The organism is Pseudescherichia sp. (assembly GCF_031987975.1).
Classification (GTDB): domain Bacteria; phylum Pseudomonadota; class Gammaproteobacteria; order Enterobacterales; family Enterobacteriaceae; genus Pseudescherichia.
The window spans coordinates 20,890-39,766 of record NZ_DALZYX010000014.1 but is presented as its reverse complement, the minus strand read 5'-3'; the positions used below and the strand labels follow the sequence as shown (position 1 = coordinate 39,766).

Below are 18,877 nucleotides of genomic sequence, written 5' to 3'. Positions count from 1 at the left end.
ATAAGCTCTTTTTTATTACTTTCGTTACGGCGTAGCAGCTCCTTACTACGCCGTCCTTCACACACATAAAGTGAATTCCGGTCAGGGCCTGCTACAGAATACGTGGGATATCTGTTTTCATAAGAGCGGCGTTCAGTTTTTCCACATCACCTTCTATTACTTCTTTCTCATCGGGCGTCAGTGGCACTTCTTCAAGATAATGTTTTACCGATGCCTTACTTTCCAGTAACAGTCCTCTTGCACTTCTCTTTGGCAGATTAAAATCACATCCGATGCATGCCATACGGTGCGGGCAACTGCTCCAGAAGGGATTAGTACAGAAAGAGTCGCCCAGATCATAATATGTCGCAGGTCCCGTGAGGCTGGTTGCTGCGGGGTCATGATCAATCAGCACGCTTATCATGTGCGCTACCCGGTCAGCTTTAACAAAAGAGGCAGCAAGCTGCGTCGGGCGTATTCGAATATAATGCATGGTGGATTGCGGCGAAGAGTGTCCTGACCACTGCATCAGCTCGTATAAAGACATGCCCTGAGGAACACTGGCCAGGGCAGTTACGGCCGATGCGCGTCCCCTGTGGCTGGTAATGGGGCCCCGGCTGTCTTCCTCAGGCACTCCTGCCCGGGCACAGAGAACCGGAATAACGGTGCGGTTTATTATGTCTCTTCCCACCGGTTTGCCCCGGTACTGAAACAGAAAACGGACTTTTTCACCGGTGCGTTCATCCGTCAGAGCTGCCTGTTCTTCTGGTCGTTCTGCCAGCCAGATATCGACATACTTTTTCACCACTGCAGAAACCGGCTTAACAAAGGCTTTAGATGTCTTGCCGGCCGGCACGTTCAGATAGCAAAGAGTCCCGGCAGGAATGGTACTGCCGTCGTCCCGGTTAATATCTTCCGATTGTGGAATGATGCAGCCAGCGGTCAGGCGCATCAGCTCATTCTGACGCAGCCCTGCATGCGTCCAGATGACTGCCATAGCCTGCAGCATAGAGAGGGGGTAGTGAATTTCACTGAGCAAATCTTCCTGACGCAGATTCAGGCTTGCCCAGACCAGTTTCAGCCATACAGGATCATCAATAACACGCGGATTGACGCCCTGACGAAAGAGCGGTGTATCAGGTGTGGAGAGATGGCGGGCCGGACTGAATTTCAGACGTCCCCATTCCCAGAGTTCGTAGTCAAACATAAAACGACGAACGGCATACACGAAACCGGCACGGGAATTTGGCAGCATGGGCTCTCCGGAACGTGGAGAGCGGCGCACCCCACGTTCTGTACCCAGTGAAAGTTCATCAACCTTCATTCTTCCGATTGCAGCAATGAAGCTGGCGCAGATCTCCATTGTCCAGTCGGACGGCGAGCGAATTTCCGGATGCTCGCGGGCGAGCCACAGACCGCAGCGGAGGATAAAGCTGTACTGGCTCTCTCTGGACCGGGGCCGAAGCACCGACGTTTCTCTCCAGCGCCGGCACCACGTTACCCACTCTGTGGCAATATTTTCTGTGGGTTTTTCGTGCCACTCACGGTAATTGCGCATACGTACGGCACTTTTGAGGATGCCCATTGCGGCCAGCGCATGTGAAACTCTGCCTACTGTTCGTGCGATTCCCCGATCGTGATAATTCTGCGCGCGCCACAGGAGTTCAGTTGTGAAGCTTTCAAGCTCAGGATTATTGTTCATCATCATCAGTATGCCCAGCAGGGCTGACAGGGCGTTTTTCTGGTTCTGTCGTTTGTATCCCAGCGAGACAAGCGTATCAGTCAGCCGGTTGAGTTCCTGAATGAAAATGTCCCGGCCATAGATGGCACAGGCGTACAACGACGGAGCACCATGATGCGGCAGGTCGAACGGTGAGGGAAACGGGCCAAGATGGAAGGCAAATGCCGCAATAAGGGGCCTGCCGGAACGGTGCTGCAGGCACAACGTCAGCCACTTTTCCGAATCCCACAGCCAGCAGGGTTTCCTTGTCCGGTGTATTTCCGCCAGCACGACAGGAATGATAATCCTGACGAGTCTGTCACTCGTACCGCTGCGGGCGGCAATATCCTGAAGTGGCCGCAGTAAAGATGACAGCGGACCTTGCTTGCTCAAAGCAGAGATACGTTTGTGCCCTGTGCTTAATGCCTCAAGCTCTTCAATGCTTAACACATTATTCAGCTGATAATCTGAACGCCTGAAGGGGACATAAATTTTATGAATTCCTGTTTCTGCTTTCATCACACGGCTCCCGCCTGAAAGATAAGCCCTGCAATCTTACGGTCGGTTTCAGCGACGGCAGCAGCCATGCGGGCAGCCATATCCGTTCCCGACAGATGAATATAAATTTGTGTTGTACGTGGGTCCCTGTGCCCTGCATAAGTAGCCAGTTCATGCAGTTTCCATCCGGCCCGTGCCAGATGCGTCAGCCGGAGGTGACGAAAAGTATGCGTGGTGATGTCTGGCTGATCAGTCTTTGCCGCCCATTTCCGTACGGTTTTACTCCAGCTCCAGAAAGAGAGAGGAGCGCCGTAATTACGGTCAGAGACGGAACGGAACAAAGCACCGCCTGACCAGCCTTCCAGCCGTAGCTTTTGAAAATGGTTTGCCAGTACCGGCGCAACGTCGGCGCTATAGCAGACCATTCTTTCCCGTCTGTTTTTCGTCGTTTCTGCCCGGATGCGTATCAGGCGATGAGCCAGGTCAATGTCCTCAAGCCTCAGAGCCGTCACTTCAGTACGTCGGAGCGCCCCATAATAAGCCAGAGCAAGCATCAGTCGGTCACGCAGAGGCGCTGCAGAAACGTGTTTCAGGAACCTGAGCCACTCCCCGTCATCGGGAATAACGGGGAGTCGGTTGATACGTGGGATCAGGCCGCGTCCGGTATAAATGGCACCAGGCAAACCCGAACGGGGTAACGGGTTGAGACTGCAAATATCCTGATAAACCAGAAAGTCATACCAGAGACGAAGAGCTGAAAGGCGCAACTGGAGCGTGGCGCTTGCAACGGACGACGGCATATCAGGGAGCTGAGGTCGGATATATCCTGCAATGTCTTCAAAGGAAGCTCTTTCAGGAGCAATGTCGTGTATTTCACAGAAGGCAAAAAAATGCGTCAGGGCACTTCGATAGGCTTTAATAGTTGCGCTGGCTCTTCCTAAATTCGAAAGAATTGTAAGCCACTGCTCAGTCAGCAGAAGAGCAGATGCGGAATGCATGGAAGTGTTCACGGCCTTCCCCTTTCAGTTCATAACAACTGATTAAAGTTTATACCGAAGATGTTGCATTCCATTTAACTTACTATAAGCTGTAATTACTTGAAAATGCTACAACACCCTTTTTCTCAGCCTCACGACCAACCTTGAACCAGGGATCGCCCATTTTTAACCCAAGTGATTTTGCTGCTGAGGAACGGGCTATTATGCAGCCATCGTTATTAGACAGCACCACCACAGGTTTGCCACGGAGATCTGGTCTGAAAACTGTCTCGCAGGAAGCGTAAAATGAGTTAACATCGACTAGGGCGAACACTGCTAAGCGCCCCTAAACTTGAATGAATGCACAAGATGGCGTACCACACCGAAGACAACGGTTTCGATGTCGTCAGTCAGGGGTATAGCTGAATATGCGGGATTAGCTGGCAACAGGGCTGGAGAAGGCAACAACTGCAGTCGTTTACAGGTAAACTCTCCATTTACAGCTGCAATGACAATATCACCGTGCTTGGCCTCACGAATACATTCAACTATTAATAAATCTCCATCTCTGATACCGGCGTTACGCATCGAATCCCCTTCTGCTCGCACCAGGTAAGTACTTTCTGGATAGCGGATACAAAGGTCATCCAGGGAAAGACGCTTTTCAACATAATCCTGAGCGGGAGAAGGGAAACCACATGAAACCCCATCGCCAAACAAAGGAACACATGCCAGTGATGGATTGCTACCTGTAAGTCTGGCTATCGCCGCCATCATCAAAACCGGTGTGTTTGCTGAATTTTTCTGCGAACTTTTATCCCAACACATCGTCTGTTCTAAAGGAATTGGCATAACTCGCCCCCCTCAAATTATACTGTTTATAAATACAGTATAATAATGCATTTTCAACGATGACAAGCTGTAACTATTTGGAAAAAAGTAACCTGATGAGTTTTAAAGAATTAATTAGTGTTCTCAGTCAGGTATCATGGATGTTCGTAATTGCACAAAAATTCCGCTATAGTCCCTTTAGAATTCACGTAATTCGGAGGGGGTGATGTATCAGTCTCAAGAGAAACGCGCCTGGAATCGTGGCGTCCGTTTTGCGGGTATATGGAAACGAGCCAGAACTACTCTATTAAACTGGGATAAACGGTGTGTGTCGTGGGCGGCTACTCATCGTCTACCGTCTTGGTGTGGGCATATCCCAATGATACCCATTGCATGTTTTGTAATCCTCACTTTTGGATCATTGTTTCTCATTAGTGCCGTGCTCTCACCTCATAGAAAACATCTCTCCGAAAGTGAAAATGCACCATGTGAGAACTTTATGGAAGAGCAGCCAGGTTATGGAAAATATCGTGATGGCCAGCATGGATGGGGATGGTACGACGCTGCAGGGCGTATGGTTAACGAGGATGAGTAAGGGCTCCCCCTTACTCATTTGTGACAATTTACGCTTACTTCATAGCTTTATTTGCAACAGCATTAGCTCCAGCCTCTCCCAACTTACCTCCAGAGCTTTCAGCTTTTGCTGTTCCTTGCTGATATGCTGAGCTTAAAGCATTCCCGATGGTAACTCCTGCCCATGATAATGCCCCTAACCAAACAGCAGGAAGTACCAGAAACATAGTGCCCATAACCAGATTCATAATAAGGTCATCTGAGCTGTTCTGCAGTCCCGCCATATTGAACCGACTGTGTGTATCCGAACTGTACAACGCGGTTAACAGCCAGCTGTCGAGCCAGCGCGCCAGTTCCCACCAGAATGTCAGGAAGTTAAGAGCAAACATCACAAAGGTCAGCGTAATAACGGTTTTGAATTCGTAGGCCGCAAATGCCAGGATCAGCGGCAGCATGACATATATTGCCATCAGCAGGATGGCCTGCACCATTGGCAGCGCCTGTCGCATCGCATCGAACGCCGGGAACGCGGCCAGACTGCCGAGGGCCGTACCGCCAATGGAGGCCACGCGCGCCGCGGCATTATCCAGGGTAAAATCGGCATTGCCGCCATAGCCGGCATACACGTGACCATTCTGTGAGACAGTCAGGCTTTCCGGGCTTACCAGACGACGGATGACGGCTTCCTGATAGTCACTGTCGTTAAAGCCTGACATTTTCATTGCGGCCGAGATACGCAGCCACATATCGGGGTCGGCCTGATCTTTCACCCGCGCTTTCAGTCCTGTGTCCGTACTGCTCCACCACTCGCTGCAGGTGGGATAGCCTCCTCTTCCGGTATTGGGCCGGCCACTGTCCCGGCTGTCAGACCATGGGAACGCAGCCCGGGGCAGTTTGGACTGCAACGAAGGATAGTACCGGCTCAGGAATGTACTGCTGCCAATCCATTCGATATCACGCAGCGTAGTTTTGTCCTTTGTCTGGCCCTGATCCTGTTGCTTCCACAGATACAGCGCAACCGAATAGCAGTCGTTGGTGAAGTCCTGCAGTTCCTGCGCCAGCGCTTTGTTGTCGATACGCGTATGCTGCACTTCAAAGCGGATCTGCCGCATGTCAGGGCGGCAGGGAATGGTCGCCACGGCCGCCTGGGTTACCCCTTTCGAGAGTTTATGAATCAGCACCCACCACACCGGTGCTGCGGCCGTCTGGTCGTTGAGACTGGTGACCACGCCGGCATACCCGCTTTCATCCGGCGCTTTTGGCGTCCACACACCACAGCTCTTTGCCCGGGTTGTGTCGTACTGCATCGTACTGAGGCTGACATTAATCAGCGGTACGCAGCAGGCAATCATCACCAGGAATCCGGCATACAGCGCGTTCTCGATACGAGGCAGCGACAGCATCCCCTTGTTGCCTTCATCCTCCCCCTCTTCACGGACTTTGAGCCAGATCCCCACCACCTTAAACGCCAGCGGCAGGACAAAAAGCCCGGTGCTCAGCAGGACATTCCACAGGCCGTTATTGATCACCCAGCCGAGCAGCGTGAGAAAATACTCAAGATAGCTGTTTGTTGTCATCGTCAGGCTCCCGGACCGGTAAACATCGCGTACTCACACAACGCGATAAAAAGCACACTGACCACACTGATGCGCAGCAGCGGCCGCCGGTATGCCTCCCGAAAACCCGGCGCATGCCGGATTTTCCAGAGGCCCCAGGCAACAAGCGCATACAGCGCCAGTCGCCACATCAGCCAGCCGTAACGCGTCGACTGCATCCAGCTCCGGAATGCAGCAGCTTCAGTCGGATGTTTCATGGCGGTGTCAGCCATCATCAGTGAGACCACCATGAACAGCGCCATACAGGCGAGGAAGAAGCCGGCACGGGTCAAGACTTTCCTGACAGTCGTTTTATTACGCATCCTTATTCCCTCATTCAGCCGACTGCGGCGCTGCCATCTGGTTGAAGCGACTGTCGGTATTGTCATCGGACTGGGTCTGCGGGTTGGTTTCGACGCGCTGATTCTCCCTGTCGATAATGGTCAGCACAGAATTACGTGACAGTTCGCGCTTCATCTCCATCTCGTTTTTCAGCGCCGCGATTTCCCGATCCAGCGCCTCAATGCGCTGGCCGGCGGTATCAATGGCCTTTGGCTGGGCAGCGGCATTCGGCTCCGACATACCGGTAACCATCATGCGACGCATCAGCAGCGCCGTTTCCACCGTGTCAGACATGGCCAGTTCGCCTGCAAGGCGGGCGGTTAGGGCCGCGTTATCCGGATCACGCTGCAGGGCTTTAATCACGCCGGCCGTCACCGGCAGTCCGCCAGTTTTCAGCTTCGCCAGATTCGCGGCCGTGGGCTTTTCCGTACCGTTGACGAGCCTGACCAGCTGCTCAGCGTTGGCTTTGGTTGCCTCTTCCAGCAGTGGGGCAAAACCGGTGCCGGCAACGGTCGTACCGGGCTGGTCATCCGCATCACCGCTGGTACATTCACTCGCGTTGGCACAGGTGCGCATCGAGCGATCGCCCAGCACCTTCACGGTCATGGCCGCCGCCTCTTCCGCGCTGCCGAATTTAGAGCATGCGCCACCGTTACAGCTGCTTTCGCCCACGGTCGAATCAGACGTGACGGGCAGACCGTTCATCATGTTGTAGCCGGCAGCGACAAGGTCATGGGTGACACGTATCGCGGGCTGCCCCGCCCCCCCACGTTTTTGGCCGCCAACCCAGTTACTACCTGACGCGCCGCTGGCCTTGCGACCTGCGTCATCAACACGAACTGCGTCAGCATCACCGCTGTTTACGATGGATTTGTACTCATCCATCATGGCCTGCTGCGTCCAGTTACTGCTGTCGCTGAAGTCCATCATTTTTTTCGCCATGTTCTGGCAGTTGAGTTGCGCCTTGTCGAATGACACATTGGCCTGAAGCACGCCGTTGGTGAGCATGTCATACAGACCGGGGTTAGCCCGCTGAATGACCATCGCCGGCAGACTGGCCACCGCGCCGGTGGCCCCCTGAATCACGTCGCCCATCAGGTTTTTAAAGCCTGATGTGACGCCGTTGAGCTGGTTGCCGACTGTGGTTTTCAGATCAAAATTGCCGCACATCAGGTCACTGCTCCAGCCGGTATTCAGCCCCAGCTTCTGCATATTGCCGCGCGTGGCCGGCTGGGAAATGACCGAGCCGCCGCCGAGGGTGTAGAACAGTTTGTCCGACACCGCACCATCGACGGACTTGCCGTAACCGATGGCGCTGTTGTTCACCTGCGGCAGGGACATGCCCAGGATGGTATTGTCATCATCGGCCGCGTGCGCGCCCGGGAGGACAGTCAGCAGTGAGCCGGTCAGCAGCAGGCTTAAGCGAACGGCTGAAAATGAAGGTGTTTTTTTCACGGTTTTCCTCATCAGATATCAGTGCTGCCCAAAAATTTCTGCCCGCGCTTTTTGCAGCAGCTGTAGGGCTGCCAGAACGCAAAGGCTTCATTGTTATCGCTCGCGGCGGTATAGCTCCCGTCCGGGAAGACGGCACATGACTGAGTCATGTGGGGAGCCAGCCGCTGCCATTTGTGATTGCGCGTGCCGGTGTTTTCCGTGACTTCGCCCGGTGGCCAGTACCCGTCATGATGGCTGCCCTGGAGCACCTGATAAACATGGGGCTGCCCGGCGCGGGTGATAATGTCTGCCACACGCTGCGCCACCACGGCAGAGGCTTTGTCATCATCGGTCTGGCTGATAAACCCCGAACGGGGATAGATGTTGCCCCACATATTGGCTGCTGCCTGACTGCCGATTTCCCGCTGGCCGGGCACAAGCGCTTCCGGATACAGGGACTCCGGTACGCCCGTGCGCCAGGCCGCCGAATCCAGCGTACTCAGGAAGTAAGGCATTAACGGGGTGGCTGCGGTATCACAGGAATAGCCCGGAATACTGCCGCCAATCAGGGAGGTGGCCGGGTGGCCAATCGCATCGGCATACTTGAAACGCACGGCGGACTTGCGCTGGCCGGGATTTTTCATGTCTGCCGGATTGGCTCCTCCGGCAGAAACACCGGAAAGCCCGCTGGTCACGGCACTTTCCAGCCCGCCGGCGGTCTGGCTGACAAACGCCATTTCCTGCCACGGGTTGCCGCCCGGCGCGACATAGGTCGAAACGACTGCCTGAGGAATGAAGTGGGTGACTTTGACCGACGTGCGCACCTTGCAGCCAAAGGGGGTGCAGAACAGCCAGTAACAGATGCCACTGACACGCCAGCTGATACAGTTTTGCGATACGGCGCTGGCAATAATCTGCGCCGTGTTAAGTGCTGCAACAGCTGCCGGCGCGGTTGCCGTACCCAGTACCGTGGCAACCGCCAGCGAGCACACTGTGGTTCTGATGCGGGAAGGTTTTGTATTCACTGACCACCCCCCCGGTTACGCAGGGAAGTGGCCACGTCAACATCCGTGGTGCCGTACACCACATCGCGGTCATCAAACACCACGGCCGGCACTTTTTTAATGCCCAGTTCCCAGGCCCGGACCACCTGGCGATAGGAATCATTCAGCTGCAGCTGTTTTTGTTGCCAGGCAGATGATGCCATAACCTGCCTGACCTGTGCTTCGGCCTGCTGCGGGTCTGCAGGCAGTTCCCCGAACATCTCGGCCTGCAGTTGGTCAGGACCATCAAGAAGTACCACCGGCACGTCCGGCGGCAGATTTGCCGGCAGATGCTGACTGTCGGTGAAGACGACCGTGCCGGCCAGTACGGATGCCGGCAGCAGAGCCGGCAGGAAAACAAGTGAGGTCAGTTTCATGAATCGGGGCTCCGTCAGACTGAATCGCCTGACAGCGTGCCCGTGGCCGTTCAAAAAAGCCGCATTAAATTCTATACCCGAACAAAAAAATTAATCAGCGAATCTGTAGCTTTTGCAGTAGGAAATGATCACAACCATTTAGCTAATGATATAACTACAGACGGTTAAACCCGGCATAAAGTACTAATCTGTAATCATTCAACTAAATTGCCAGAGGTGATGATGAATATCAGGTATCTGTATGGAAAGGAGAAGATTCTTGGCCCCGTTATCCGCGACGAAGCTCCGATACGACTGTGTGACCTGACGCATTATTCACGCATGGAAAACGAAAAAATGCGCGATAATGAAATGGAAAAAATTTTCACTCCGGATCGTTATCAAGTTGCTATAAAAATTAATGGGCGCACCCTTAACCCTGACGATATGACTGCAGATCCCATGTTTACGCTATCGCCTCGTCATTGTTATTGTATATGTTTGAGTAATCGGCAAGATGAGCCAGAACTCTATGCTGCTTTTAAAGCTGATATCTGCATCGCATTCGACGTTGATCTCCTCCAAGAAAGACTTTCTCTTTTAGACCACAGATTCCCGGGTACTGAAATTAAAGGGAAAGATGTGATCTATTATCATCCAGGAACGGCACCAGACAGCTTCACTCCTGAAGAACTTGTTTTTTTAAACCAAATATATTTTCTCATGAAGCAGAGTATAGGATTGCGCTATTTTATCCTCTAAACAAAACAGGGTTTGCATACGAGGGAGGAGTTTTACCTTTCAAAATGGAAGGTGAATCAATGTTCATGGATATTTCCCATCAGCAAAAAGGATTTATAAGTGAATGCGTTAAGAAGGTTATGCGAAGGAAATCTTCTTGACCTCGTAGTCAATTTTATGACGTTACTTAGCAAAAAACCGGCCCTGAGGGCCGGTATGCAATATTGTTATTTTCTTTTTGTAATCATGCCCCTGGTGAAGGCAAGTCTGTAGTTATACGTCAAGCCCGTTAATCCACAGCATCAGATACACCAGGTCAGCCGAATCCGGCACCGTGATATACCAGCGCGGATGCGCATACTCCTCTTCCTGCGGCCAGCTCGTCTGTCCCGTCACGGTGATAAGAATATTCACCGCCTGCTTCAGCTTTCCCTCAAGATAGATGGCCACGCTGCTGCTGAGTCCCACCCGGTGCGGGTGACACGTCATTTTGACCGGCCCGGTCAGGCGCTGCCTGAGCATCGCCCGCAGCCTCACCAGATGCTGATGTGTCGCCGGGAGCACGCCGGGCTCCCCCTGAGGCGACAGGGTGAAAAGCGCACCGCCACTGTGCTCATGAATGGCGGGTTCAGGGTACTTCAGTGTCATCATACCGTGGCAGGCTCCTGTTGTTTATCCGTCAGACCGCGCAGACGGTCCAGATTCTGCGCGACGCGTTTTGCCGCCTCGAGTTCGCTGCAGTGAAATTCATTCATCAGCGCCCGGCGTTCGGCTTTCTCTTCTTTTTCCGTCATGCCCAGTGCCAGGAAGAGACTGGGCGGCACGGCACGAAACAGCGCTTCGATCCGTTTCGCCAGCACCACGCCTTCCGTATAACACCCCGACAGTTTACTGGCGGAAAGCAGCACCGATTCCTGCTCCGGCGTGAGCGCGCGGAAACGGCTGATATCTTTGACCTCCTCCGGGGGCATGGTCAGACAAATCCACCATTCCGCCATGTTCAGCATTTTTTCGGCAATATCCGGGTAGTCTTTAAGGTTCTGGGTGGCCAGCCACAGCCAGGCACCGAGCTTACGCCACATCTTGACCACCTTCGTCATGTAGGGCGACAGCAGCGGGTTGACCGTCACGATATGCGCCTCATCCACCGTGAAGACAATATCCCGGCCCAGGAACTGGTCACGCTCCGCGATGTTGTTGATCATGTTGGTCATCGAGACCATGGTCAGGGCCATCTGCGCCTCGTAACCCTCACGCGCCAGATGCCCCAGGTCGACCAGCGTCACGTCCGCTTCCGGCCACAGCTCCCCTTCGCGGTTGAACAGCTCCGCTTCAAAGCTCCCGGCCTGAGTGAACATGCCCAGGGATTCCGCCATTTCCGCCGCTTTCGCCTTGCGCTGAGCATTGCGGACATTGATGACGCCCTCATCGTTGTCAGAGGCAATGTCGTACAGCGCCTTCTGCAGGTCAGACGGCAGCATCTGCCGCCCTTCCTTATACGTGGCATGTGCCGCCATCAGCAGCGCCTCACGTATCATCGCCCTGTCGGCACGCTTAAGGTCAGCCTCTTCTTTCGGGTCGCCGCCGGTGATCATCATGCGCGCGGAGATTTCCATTTCACCGAGAACGTCACGCTTGTCATCCTCGCCATCGTCGTCCGTGTCGATATCAGGCAGGTCGCTCTCATCCACGGCCTGGGCGGCCAGGCCTTCTTCCACCAGTTTGTGAGCATCAGCAAACGGCGGCAGACTGACGCCGCTTCCGGGTTTGACGCTGATTTTATTCACCGTCAGCCCGAGGCTGTCAAAGAAGTCGGCCAGCAGGCCGAACGAGTTGCCGGCCTCCGCAATAAACAGCCGCGGACGATGGACGGCCATCAGCTGGGAGAGCGCGGCACACAGCGTGGCCGACTTGCCCGCCCCGGTCGGGCCGAACAACAGCAGATGCGCGTTCTGGGTGCGGTCGAGCTTGTTGAGCGGATCGAATGTAAGGGTATCCCCGCCGCGGTTGAAAAAGCTGAAGCCGGGATGCCCCGTGCCGGTTTCCCGCCCGGTTACCGGCAAAAGTCCTGCCAGGTGCTGAACCCATGTCAGACGGGTATACCAGTGTTTTTTGTCGCTGTCCGGGTTAAAGCACATCGGCAGCGCCCGCAGCCAGCTGTTCAGCGGACCTTCTTCAAACTCCGGCCGTACCGGCTGCAGACCGGCCCCTAGCAATACGGTGGACAGCTCCAGCCGCTTGCGCTTCAGGCTGGTCATGTCGTCGCCGCGCAGCAGGAAGGTGATCCCCGCCCGGTACAGCTTGTGCCGGTTGCCCAGATACTCTTTGACCGTCTTCACATCCTGGCGGACGCGGCCCGACTCGGTATTCTCACCGACCGCATTTTTCGACAGCCGGTTAAACTGCTCTTCAAGCCGGTCCTGGGGCTGTACCACCACGGTCATGCACACCATGGTCCCTTCCGGAAACATATCCATCAGGGCATTAATTTTCTTTTCACCCCGGCTTTTCTCGCCGGTCAGGGTGCCCGGCTCCGGCGGTGTACGCAGTTTTTCCACCGCCACCGCGCAGTGCGGCTTGTTGTCAATCCACCACACGCCGTTTTCCGGGTCTGAAACCGGCGGCGTGAACCACAGGGTTTCGGCAAAATCATTGCTGACCGGCACGGTGCCTTCAGGTGTCTCGCGCGGGTCTGCGTAAGCAGCCTGCCGATAGAGCGTGGTTTTCTCCACCCAGTCCGGTGACGGATTGAACAGCCGCAGCAGCCAGCCATGCACCTGCAGGCCGTTCTGCCGGGTGCAGCGGATCCCCGCCCCGCCCAGGGCATTAACGACCCGGTCACACACCTGATTGAGCATCGCCACCGGCGGCATCGGATCCCGGCTTTTACCAAGCCAGCGATAAACAACCATCCGGGTGCGGCGCTGCTGCCCGCGCCACGGCTGGCCGGTAATCAGCGAGTCAGTAAAAAGTCCCTCAGGCCGGGAGATACTGCGGATATGGCGCTCCATTTCACCCAGCCAGGCGTCGGTAAACGCCGTGCGCTGTGCATGTGGTTTGACATACCCGCGCAGCCTGTCCAGGTACGCGTCAGTGTCGTCCTCGTCCTGGCAGAAGAACTGCACGACCCAGGGATTCACGTCATGTTCATCAAAGCTGTCCTGAAGTGCATCCTCAACCGAGTCCCGGATCTGCTCCAGGCGCTCTTCGGTTCGCCCTTCGGTCGCCACCGGTGTCACATCATAAACGGCCCCCACCGACACGCCGTCATCAAGCAGGAGACACTGCTCTTCATCGAGAAATTCTGCCCAGGGCAAAAAGTCAATGATGGACGGATTGGCGTGATAAACCTTCTCCTCATCCTGGCGCGTCATTTTCCCGGGGCGCTTCAGAGGTTGCCGGCCCTTCACGGCCGCGGTCAGGGTTTCATCTGCCTGAACGGACTGGCCGTCATCAACCGGCGTCTGCCGGTCGGTGGATTTATTACGCGTAAACAGTGAAAGCATTACAGGGCCTCCGTGCGCTCGCCAGGCATGGCATACTGCGTCTGGCTGTAGAACGGGAACACAGTGCTGTAACCCGGCACCGGCGTGTTACCGTCTGCCAGATGGGGATACAGGTACATCACCATGTCGGGGTTGGGCAGCCGGGGAAACTGCTGGGTGATTTCGCTTTCCTGAGTACGGCTGTAGCTGCGGTCGGCCTGCGCGTCCGCCTGCGTTTCGCTGCCCGTCAGCGGGCGTCGCAGCGTGTCGCGGGCCGCCGCAGACTGGCGGGAAGTACTGCCGCCACCGTCCGCCCCGTTCCACAGTTCAAGCATGGTGTTATCGCCCGCCGGCAGCATTTCCTCTTTGGAGGTTGAGCAGCCGCTGAGCATTACACAGCTCAGGGCCAGAATGAAAACCGTTCTGTACATTACCGGTATCTCCTTTGTGAGGCGGCCGGATCGTAACCGCCGCAGATAAAAACGAACGCACTGACATTCAGCAGGTGCCCCAGCTCCCGTAATGTCATACGCGGGCAGTAAAGCCGGCGCGGGATTTTCGGGCTGCGCCACGAAACGGCACACTCCCGGGCACTGAGCGGCAGGGAGAACCTGCCGATATCCAGTAAAAGCTGGCCATTGCGCCAGCGCAGTAAAGGTGCGCCGGCAGGCAACAGCGCGACGGGTCGCAGCAACAGAACCGCAGAAGACGCAGGGATCACGTCAATATGCCAGCCTGCCCCGTCGCTGAACATCCAGCACACGGATGAAAGAGGGAAAAACGTTATCTGTCCCGCCATGGCCGTGTACTCAGTCCAGTCCGCCATTGTCACTGACGCCACCCGGCAGGGTGAAGTCGTAGCGCACCTTACGGCCCTTATCTTCATAATCAATGGCCAGCTGACGGGTGATATGCACGGCGAGACGGGCACCGGGCGGCACATAAATGGCATCAAACGTCATCCCGTAACGCTGTTTGATCCAGTCGGTGGTTTCAGACATGCCGCCGGAAATGGCTTTCCCCAGCGCCGCCTGTCCGGCGTCGCCGGTCATGGTGGCGGAAATGCCATTCACGTTGTTCTGCGTCGTGTACTGCCCCTGGCTCATCGCTTCACCCGCCGCACCGGCAGCCGACAGGCCAAAGATGGTGGGCAGGTAGGTGGAGGCGTTGGACTTACGTTCGCCGCCAATGCACGGGATCCCGTTTTCATCCGAAATCCAACCGATACCGCCACTGGTGCCGGTATCCTGTTTAGCCTGAGCGTTATTATTTTGCCCGCCGGCGTTGTTACTGGTGTCGGGTCTGGGGAGGGTGCGCACCGTACCGTCGGAAAAAACAAAGGTGACGCTGTTAACCTGCCCGCGCACGCAGGACAGCGTCCAGTCGCCGCTGGCCGTCCCCGAAACAATCGCCCCTTCGACGTCCGGTAACTCGATGCCGTTCGCCGTCAGGTTATCCTTACCGATAAGCACCTTGAACGGATAAGGATCGGTCACGGTGCCGTTGATGGGCACCCGGCCAAGCAGTGCCGTCATGGCGCGGCTGCCGACCAGCGTGGAATTTTCCGGCAGCGTGTAAACCGGCTCGGCGCTCTCTTCCGCCCCTTTTTCATTCGTCCGTCCCTTCACTTTCTGCTCATAGGCGGCTTTCTGGCGGGTCAGCTCATTTTCCCCCAGAAAAGAGGTCGGGAACTGAGGTGAGGCTTTGCCGCTGGCCGCATCCCGCGGATCCGTCTCTTTCTGGTCCGTCGGCGCGACCCACATCATGCCGTCACTGCCCTGAGAAGCGCTCCCCCCGGTGCTGCTGCCCATGCCGTCCAGTCCCAGCCCCAGCGGGATATCGCTGTCCGCCGTTTTTTTCTCGCTGTCAGGCTTTTTGAGTTTGTCAGTCAGCTCCTGGATTTTCGCCGTCAGGCTCAGTTGTTCGTTCTGAAGCTGAGCCTGCCGCTTGTCGTACTGCTCGCGCAGGCCATTAACGGCCTCATTCACCTGTCCTGAAACGTCCTGATTGCGCCGGCGCAACCGTTCGTTTTCTTTCACCAAATCCGCGTTCTGCTTATCCAGCGTTTTCTGGCGGTCACGCACATCGTTCAGCCGGCCGATGAGCGTGCGCAGGGTGTCCTCCGGCGTGTCGCCTTCCACCCCCAGCGCCTTCAGTTCATCCGGCGAGAGGTTTTTCAGGGAGCCGCTTTGTTTTGCCTGAGGTTGTTCTGCCGGTTCGTTTTTGCAGCTTTTGAGCCCCACGGCCAGCCCGGCAATCACCACGGCCGGCACGATAAACTTCACCAGGGCATTAGATTTAATCTGCATGGCGGGCCTCCTGTTTTACCGTGCGGGTCGCTTTACGCAGTGCAGACGGCTCAGCAATGAATGCGCTCTCCGGACGACCGGCGGTCACCACATACACCGTGGTGGTGTCTTCAGGCGTGCCGGCCGGACCGACCCAGCGGTGCTGGAAGGTGGCGGACACAAACTGTCCCTGCAGCGAGCGTGGATCCAGAACGACCTTACGGCTGCCGGTGTTCGTGAGCCTGAGTGCCACCACGCTGCGGTTTGCCACACCCCAGCCAGCCAGCGGCGTGACCGTTAATGGTTCAGAGGGATACAGCGTGCTGACACGTCGGGGCAGATGAGGATTGACCGGATGAATACCCGGGACCGCCTCGACCGTACGTGCCGGAGCATAAAGGCTCTGAGCGGCATATCGGGTCAGCAGCACCGGGATGGGGGCGCTGTAGCGGATTTTTTTACGCTTTGCCTGAGTACCATCATCGCTGCCGGTGGGAGCAGATGAGCCTGATCCGGAAGCAGCCCGGTCTGCACCACCTGGCTGACCGGCCGCATCGCCGGCGTGACTCAGCGTGCTGACATCACCGCTGTAGACCAGCCGCACCGGCTCAGTCGGCCCTTTTTCACCGGCGGCGATATCAAACAGCAGAACCTCGCCGCTTTCCACATCCTGCAGCTGCACCCGCGTCTGCGGAAAGGCGCTGTCGGCTTTCAGGTAGACGGCTCCCCCGGTGCTCTGCACCCGGAGTTTACCGTTAAGCGCCGGCGGAAAACCGACGCGGACGTTTTTGTCCACAAAGACCACCCGCTCCTGCCCCACCTTCAGGGGGATCTGCAGCGGAATACGCTCCCATTTCATCAGCTCATCTGCGCCGGCAGGACGTGATACCAGCATTGCCAGGGGCAGCAGGGCGAAGGACAGCGCCATCAGCCCGGCGCGGTAGTGGGGGTTTTTACTCATCACTGAAACACTCCTGACTTCTCCGGTTTAGGTGCAGGCGGTGCCGCCTCCAGACGCTGGGGCACACCGGCATAACAGTCCAGCGCCAGCCCGAACGGGTTGCGCTCCGCATCACCTTCCCAGCGCACCACTTTAAGCGGGTAACGTACCAGGGCGCGTTTGACCGGCTCGGCATGGAAATATTCGTCGGCCACCACGTCCAGGCGGGCAATCCAGTGATCGCGATCCTGTACGGTCACGCTCTGTGACTGGTAACCGCGACCAGGCACTTCATACACCACGCGCACGCGGTCGGTGAGCTCCCCGGCGTCACCGCGTTTCTTTGCATCCGCTTTCAGGAAATCCTGACAGGACGGCGTCAGATACGGCGACAGCGCATTGATTTTGGCGGAATAATCCACCTCGCCGTTTTTCGGCCAGGCATTGAGCTGCTGAAAAATGTAGAACGCAAAGGAGTAGACCGTCGGGGGCGGCACTTCCCACCAGGGCCGCGTGCTGCCGGTACGTAAATCCGGCGGGTTATGCACGGTCAGCTTGCTGGGTGCCAGCATCCAGCCTGCACAGGTGAATAAAAGGAAAAAGGCAAGCACGGCGCAGGCGATGCGCAGCGTCTGAATATGCTGGTCGCGGTCTTTTACCGCATGGCGAAAACGGCTCATGAGGCTCTCCTGTTACGTTTCACTGACCAGCCCCGGGCATCCACAATCAGTTTCGGATTGCCCATCCCCAGCCGGCGTTTTTTCGTCTCCAGTCGCTGCCAGAGCCAGTTCTCGGGCTTACCGCGCTTGAGCCTGGCCATCCAGCGGCCGCCGAACCAGACGAGCAGCAGCGGCATGACCAGCAGGCCGGTGGGAACGACAACCCAGCCGGCAAGCGGGATAAACGGCAGTGACAGGAGCAGACCCGCACCCGCGCCGGCAAGGGCTGCCAGCCCCATCTCATGGGTGGTAAACCCGCGAAATACCACGGGCTCACTGTTGAGACGGTCAGGTAAAAAACGAATGGTCTGCATCGTCGCAGGCTCCTACAACAGAATGTCGGCAGACTTGCCGAGCAGCCAGATAACGGCAACCAGCAGCACCACACCCACCACCACAATGGCCCCGAATTTGGTCCAGGTGGCTTTCTCATTGCGGACTTCGGTGAAGGTGTGCAGGGCGGCAATGGCAACGTTGATAAAGGCAACGGCCGCCACGACCAGCCCCCCGATAACAATGCCGTCCTGCAGGTATCCCTTGATTTGTCCGGACAGCCCGCTTCCGCCTCCGGATTCAGGCGCTTCAACGCTTGGCAAGTCCGCAAAGGCCGGTTTGCAGGTGAGCCAGCCCAGGAGGGCAAGCGTACCGGCGCGGGTCAGCGTACGACTGGCGAGACGGCGCAGGCGGGCAACAACAGACTCAGAATGGTGCATGGAATTCATCTCCTGACTTAACGTTCATAATCGGGTTAACTGGCAAACATCCAGATACACACAAGCAACAGCAGCACGGTGCGGACGGCAAAACGCCCCAGGGCCGCGTCCCGCACTTTGGTGTTACTCCAGCCGGTCCAGACATCCGACAGCGCCCACGCGGCCCATAAAAAAAGAAATGCCAGCAGTGCCCCGATGCAGAGCAGATGAAGGATGTTCACATCAAGACTGCCGGAGCCGGCTTTAAACGCGTTCGTTTGTTCGGATGTCATGGGCATCAGGGCCGCTCCCGCCGGTAATTACCGGCCACATAAGACGGGTCACGCGGTTGCGCGCGGGAGGGCTCCAGATAGCGGTCAATGCCGCTGCGGATGGTGTTGAGATCGGATGTGGCCTGACGGTAATCAAAGAAAAAGCGGCCACGGTCAGCCGGGTCGGCCTGTGCAGCCGCCACGCGGGCCCGTTCAAGCGACGCCTGAACCTGGTCCAGCTGACGCTGAACAGACGCAAGCTCGTCTTTCTCGGATGCCTGTGCAGCAGCTGATGCCAGAAAGGTCAGCAATACCAGGCCAGTGATGCCCGGGACACGACGGTTGCGCCGCATGGCCGGACGATTTGAGTTCATACGCACCTCCAGAAGGAT

General features: G+C 56.4%; 20 protein-coding genes and 1 pseudogene. 1 reads left to right on the top strand and 20 read right to left on the bottom strand.

Features of this window, described 5'->3' with window-relative positions; all coding sequences use genetic code 11:
• Positions 1 to 91: 91 nt before the first annotated feature.
• The 9 genes and pseudogenes from RTN40_RS19485 to RTN40_RS19445 all read right to left on the bottom strand — a co-directional run bounded on the left by RTN40_RS19485 (position 92) and on the right by RTN40_RS19445 (position 9,369).
• Positions 92 to 2,218: a tyrosine-type recombinase/integrase gene (locus RTN40_RS19485; RefSeq protein WP_006785987.1), complete on the bottom strand. Its 2,127-nt coding sequence runs from the start codon at positions 2,216 to 2,218 to the stop codon at positions 92 to 94.
• The gene (locus tag RTN40_RS19480; RefSeq protein WP_023259011.1) at positions 2,218 to 3,195 is read right to left on the bottom strand and encodes a site-specific integrase; all 978 of its coding nucleotides are present in this window, start codon (positions 3,193 to 3,195) and stop codon (positions 2,218 to 2,220) included. The genes RTN40_RS19485 and RTN40_RS19480 overlap by 1 nt, the downstream gene beginning before the upstream one ends.
• An 85-nt stretch (positions 3,196 to 3,280) precedes the next feature.
• Positions 3,281 to 3,508: pseudogene (locus RTN40_RS19475) on the bottom strand (DNA polymerase V subunit UmuC); the annotation flags it as partial.
• A gap of 2 nt (positions 3,509 to 3,510) precedes the next feature.
• The gene (gene umuD, locus RTN40_RS19470; RefSeq protein ID WP_029376740.1) at positions 3,511 to 3,948 is read right to left on the bottom strand and encodes a translesion error-prone DNA polymerase V autoproteolytic subunit; all 438 of its coding nucleotides are present in this window, start codon (positions 3,946 to 3,948) and stop codon (positions 3,511 to 3,513) included.
• A gap of 686 nt (positions 3,949 to 4,634) precedes the next feature.
• Positions 4,635 to 6,155, bottom strand: a complete 1,521-nt coding sequence (locus tag RTN40_RS19465) for a conjugal transfer protein TraG N-terminal domain-containing protein (protein ID WP_006785984.1) — start codon at positions 6,153 to 6,155, stop codon at positions 4,635 to 4,637.
• A 2-nt stretch (positions 6,156 to 6,157) separates the two neighbouring features.
• The gene (locus tag RTN40_RS19460; protein ID WP_020899218.1) at positions 6,158 to 6,496 is read right to left on the bottom strand and encodes a hypothetical protein; all 339 of its coding nucleotides are present in this window, start codon (positions 6,494 to 6,496) and stop codon (positions 6,158 to 6,160) included.
• A 10-nt stretch (positions 6,497 to 6,506) separates the two neighbouring features.
• Positions 6,507 to 7,982 carry an integrating conjugative element protein gene (locus tag RTN40_RS19455; protein ID WP_020899219.1) on the bottom strand — a complete coding sequence of 492 codons (1,476 nt, stop codon included), beginning with the start codon at positions 7,980 to 7,982 and terminating at the stop codon, positions 6,507 to 6,509.
• Positions 7,982 to 8,974, bottom strand: a complete 993-nt coding sequence (locus tag RTN40_RS19450; RefSeq protein WP_020899220.1) for a TIGR03756 family integrating conjugative element protein — start codon at positions 8,972 to 8,974, stop codon at positions 7,982 to 7,984. Before RTN40_RS19450 ends, RTN40_RS19455 begins: the two co-directional genes overlap by 1 nt.
• Entirely contained in the window at positions 8,971 to 9,369 is a 399-nt protein-coding gene (locus RTN40_RS19445; RefSeq protein ID WP_006785980.1) for a TIGR03757 family integrating conjugative element protein, read from the bottom strand. Before RTN40_RS19445 ends, RTN40_RS19450 begins: the two co-directional genes overlap by 4 nt.
• Before the next feature lie 219 nt (positions 9,370 to 9,588).
• Between RTN40_RS19445 and RTN40_RS19440 the strand changes: the two genes are divergently transcribed.
• Positions 9,589 to 10,110: a hypothetical protein gene (locus tag RTN40_RS19440; RefSeq protein WP_308302682.1), complete on the top strand. Its 522-nt coding sequence runs from the start codon at positions 9,589 to 9,591 to the stop codon at positions 10,108 to 10,110.
• Positions 10,111 to 10,362: 252 nt separating this feature from the next.
• Here the strand turns inward: RTN40_RS19440 and RTN40_RS19435 are convergent, their stop codons facing one another.
• The 11 genes from RTN40_RS19435 to RTN40_RS19385 are packed head-to-tail and all read right to left on the bottom strand — an operon-like array spanning position 10,363 to position 18,859.
• Positions 10,363 to 10,740, bottom strand: coding sequence for a hypothetical protein (locus RTN40_RS19435; RefSeq protein ID WP_004115528.1), 378 nt, complete (start codon positions 10,738 to 10,740; stop codon positions 10,363 to 10,365).
• Positions 10,737 to 13,595 (bottom strand): conjugative transfer ATPase, encoded by a 2,859-nt coding sequence (locus tag RTN40_RS19430; protein ID WP_023202704.1) that lies wholly within the window; start codon positions 13,593 to 13,595, stop codon positions 10,737 to 10,739. The genes RTN40_RS19435 and RTN40_RS19430 overlap by 4 nt, the downstream gene beginning before the upstream one ends.
• The gene (locus RTN40_RS19425) at positions 13,595 to 14,005 is read right to left on the bottom strand and encodes a TIGR03751 family conjugal transfer lipoprotein (protein ID WP_006785978.1); all 411 of its coding nucleotides are present in this window, start codon (positions 14,003 to 14,005) and stop codon (positions 13,595 to 13,597) included. Before RTN40_RS19425 ends, RTN40_RS19430 begins: the two co-directional genes overlap by 1 nt.
• Complete coding sequence (locus RTN40_RS19420; RefSeq protein ID WP_020899223.1) at positions 14,005 to 14,400, bottom strand: hypothetical protein; 396 nt, start codon at positions 14,398 to 14,400, stop codon at positions 14,005 to 14,007. Before RTN40_RS19420 ends, RTN40_RS19425 begins: the two co-directional genes overlap by 1 nt.
• A complete protein-coding gene (locus RTN40_RS19415) occupies positions 14,384 to 15,883 on the bottom strand; it encodes a TIGR03752 family integrating conjugative element protein (protein WP_006785974.1) in 1,500 nt (499 codons plus the stop codon). The genes RTN40_RS19420 and RTN40_RS19415 overlap by 17 nt, the downstream gene beginning before the upstream one ends.
• Positions 15,873 to 16,823, bottom strand: coding sequence for a TIGR03749 family integrating conjugative element protein (locus tag RTN40_RS19410; protein ID WP_006785972.1), 951 nt, complete (start codon positions 16,821 to 16,823; stop codon positions 15,873 to 15,875). The genes RTN40_RS19415 and RTN40_RS19410 overlap by 11 nt, the downstream gene beginning before the upstream one ends.
• On the bottom strand, positions 16,823 to 17,482 hold the full coding sequence (locus RTN40_RS19405; RefSeq protein ID WP_004115533.1) for a PFL_4703 family integrating conjugative element protein: 660 nt from the start codon (positions 17,480 to 17,482) through the stop codon (positions 16,823 to 16,825). The genes RTN40_RS19410 and RTN40_RS19405 overlap by 1 nt, the downstream gene beginning before the upstream one ends.
• Positions 17,479 to 17,835 (bottom strand): TIGR03750 family conjugal transfer protein, encoded by a 357-nt coding sequence (locus tag RTN40_RS19400; protein WP_004115534.1) that lies wholly within the window; start codon positions 17,833 to 17,835, stop codon positions 17,479 to 17,481. Before RTN40_RS19400 ends, RTN40_RS19405 begins: the two co-directional genes overlap by 4 nt.
• A 12-nt stretch (positions 17,836 to 17,847) precedes the next feature.
• Positions 17,848 to 18,234, bottom strand: coding sequence for a TIGR03745 family integrating conjugative element membrane protein (locus RTN40_RS19395; protein WP_006785968.1), 387 nt, complete (start codon positions 18,232 to 18,234; stop codon positions 17,848 to 17,850).
• Positions 18,235 to 18,269: 35 nt separating this feature from the next.
• On the bottom strand, positions 18,270 to 18,512 hold the full coding sequence (locus RTN40_RS19390; protein ID WP_003029734.1) for a TIGR03758 family integrating conjugative element protein: 243 nt from the start codon (positions 18,510 to 18,512) through the stop codon (positions 18,270 to 18,272).
• Complete coding sequence (locus tag RTN40_RS19385; protein WP_006785967.1) at positions 18,512 to 18,859, bottom strand: RAQPRD family integrative conjugative element protein; 348 nt, start codon at positions 18,857 to 18,859, stop codon at positions 18,512 to 18,514. Before RTN40_RS19385 ends, RTN40_RS19390 begins: the two co-directional genes overlap by 1 nt.
• Between the last annotated feature and the right edge of the window lie 18 nt (positions 18,860 to 18,877).

Bases quoted from the DNA above. Each gene is read 5' to 3' on its own strand.
- RTN40_RS19485 (WP_006785987.1), bottom strand. From the start codon at position 2,218: ATGAAAGCAGAAACAGGAATTCATAAAATTTATGTCCCCTTCAGGCGT.
- RTN40_RS19480 (WP_023259011.1), bottom strand. From the start codon at position 3,195: ATGCATTCCGCATCTGCTCTTCTGCTGACTGAGCAGTGGCTTACAATT.
- umuD (WP_029376740.1), bottom strand. From the start codon at position 3,948: ATGGCGGCGATAGCCAGACTTACAGGTAGCAATCCATCACTGGCATGT.
- RTN40_RS19465 (WP_006785984.1), bottom strand. From the start codon at position 6,155: ATGACAACAAACAGCTATCTTGAGTATTTTCTCACGCTGCTCGGCTGG.
- RTN40_RS19460 (WP_020899218.1), bottom strand. From the start codon at position 6,496: ATGCGTAATAAAACGACTGTCAGGAAAGTCTTGACCCGTGCCGGCTTC.
- RTN40_RS19455 (WP_020899219.1), bottom strand. From the start codon at position 7,982: ATGAGGAAAACCGTGAAAAAAACACCTTCATTTTCAGCCGTTCGCTTA.
- RTN40_RS19445 (WP_006785980.1), bottom strand. From the start codon at position 9,369: ATGAAACTGACCTCACTTGTTTTCCTGCCGGCTCTGCTGCCGGCATCC.
- RTN40_RS19440 (WP_308302682.1), top strand. From the start codon at position 9,589: ATGATGAATATCAGGTATCTGTATGGAAAGGAGAAGATTCTTGGCCCC.
- RTN40_RS19435 (WP_004115528.1), bottom strand. From the start codon at position 10,740: ATGATGACACTGAAGTACCCTGAACCCGCCATTCATGAGCACAGTGGC.
- RTN40_RS19430 (WP_023202704.1), bottom strand. From the start codon at position 13,595: ATGCTTTCACTGTTTACGCGTAATAAATCCACCGACCGGCAGACGCCG.
- RTN40_RS19425 (WP_006785978.1), bottom strand. From the start codon at position 14,005: ATGTACAGAACGGTTTTCATTCTGGCCCTGAGCTGTGTAATGCTCAGC.
- RTN40_RS19420 (WP_020899223.1), bottom strand. From the start codon at position 14,400: ATGGCGGACTGGACTGAGTACACGGCCATGGCGGGACAGATAACGTTT.
- RTN40_RS19415 (WP_006785974.1), bottom strand. From the start codon at position 15,883: ATGCAGATTAAATCTAATGCCCTGGTGAAGTTTATCGTGCCGGCCGTG.
- RTN40_RS19410 (WP_006785972.1), bottom strand. From the start codon at position 16,823: ATGAGTAAAAACCCCCACTACCGCGCCGGGCTGATGGCGCTGTCCTTC.
- RTN40_RS19405 (WP_004115533.1), bottom strand. From the start codon at position 17,482: ATGAGCCGTTTTCGCCATGCGGTAAAAGACCGCGACCAGCATATTCAG.
- RTN40_RS19400 (WP_004115534.1), bottom strand. From the start codon at position 17,835: ATGCAGACCATTCGTTTTTTACCTGACCGTCTCAACAGTGAGCCCGTG.
- RTN40_RS19395 (WP_006785968.1), bottom strand. From the start codon at position 18,234: ATGCACCATTCTGAGTCTGTTGTTGCCCGCCTGCGCCGTCTCGCCAGT.
- RTN40_RS19390 (WP_003029734.1), bottom strand. From the start codon at position 18,512: ATGCCCATGACATCCGAACAAACGAACGCGTTTAAAGCCGGCTCCGGC.
- RTN40_RS19385 (WP_006785967.1), bottom strand. From the start codon at position 18,859: ATGAACTCAAATCGTCCGGCCATGCGGCGCAACCGTCGTGTCCCGGGC.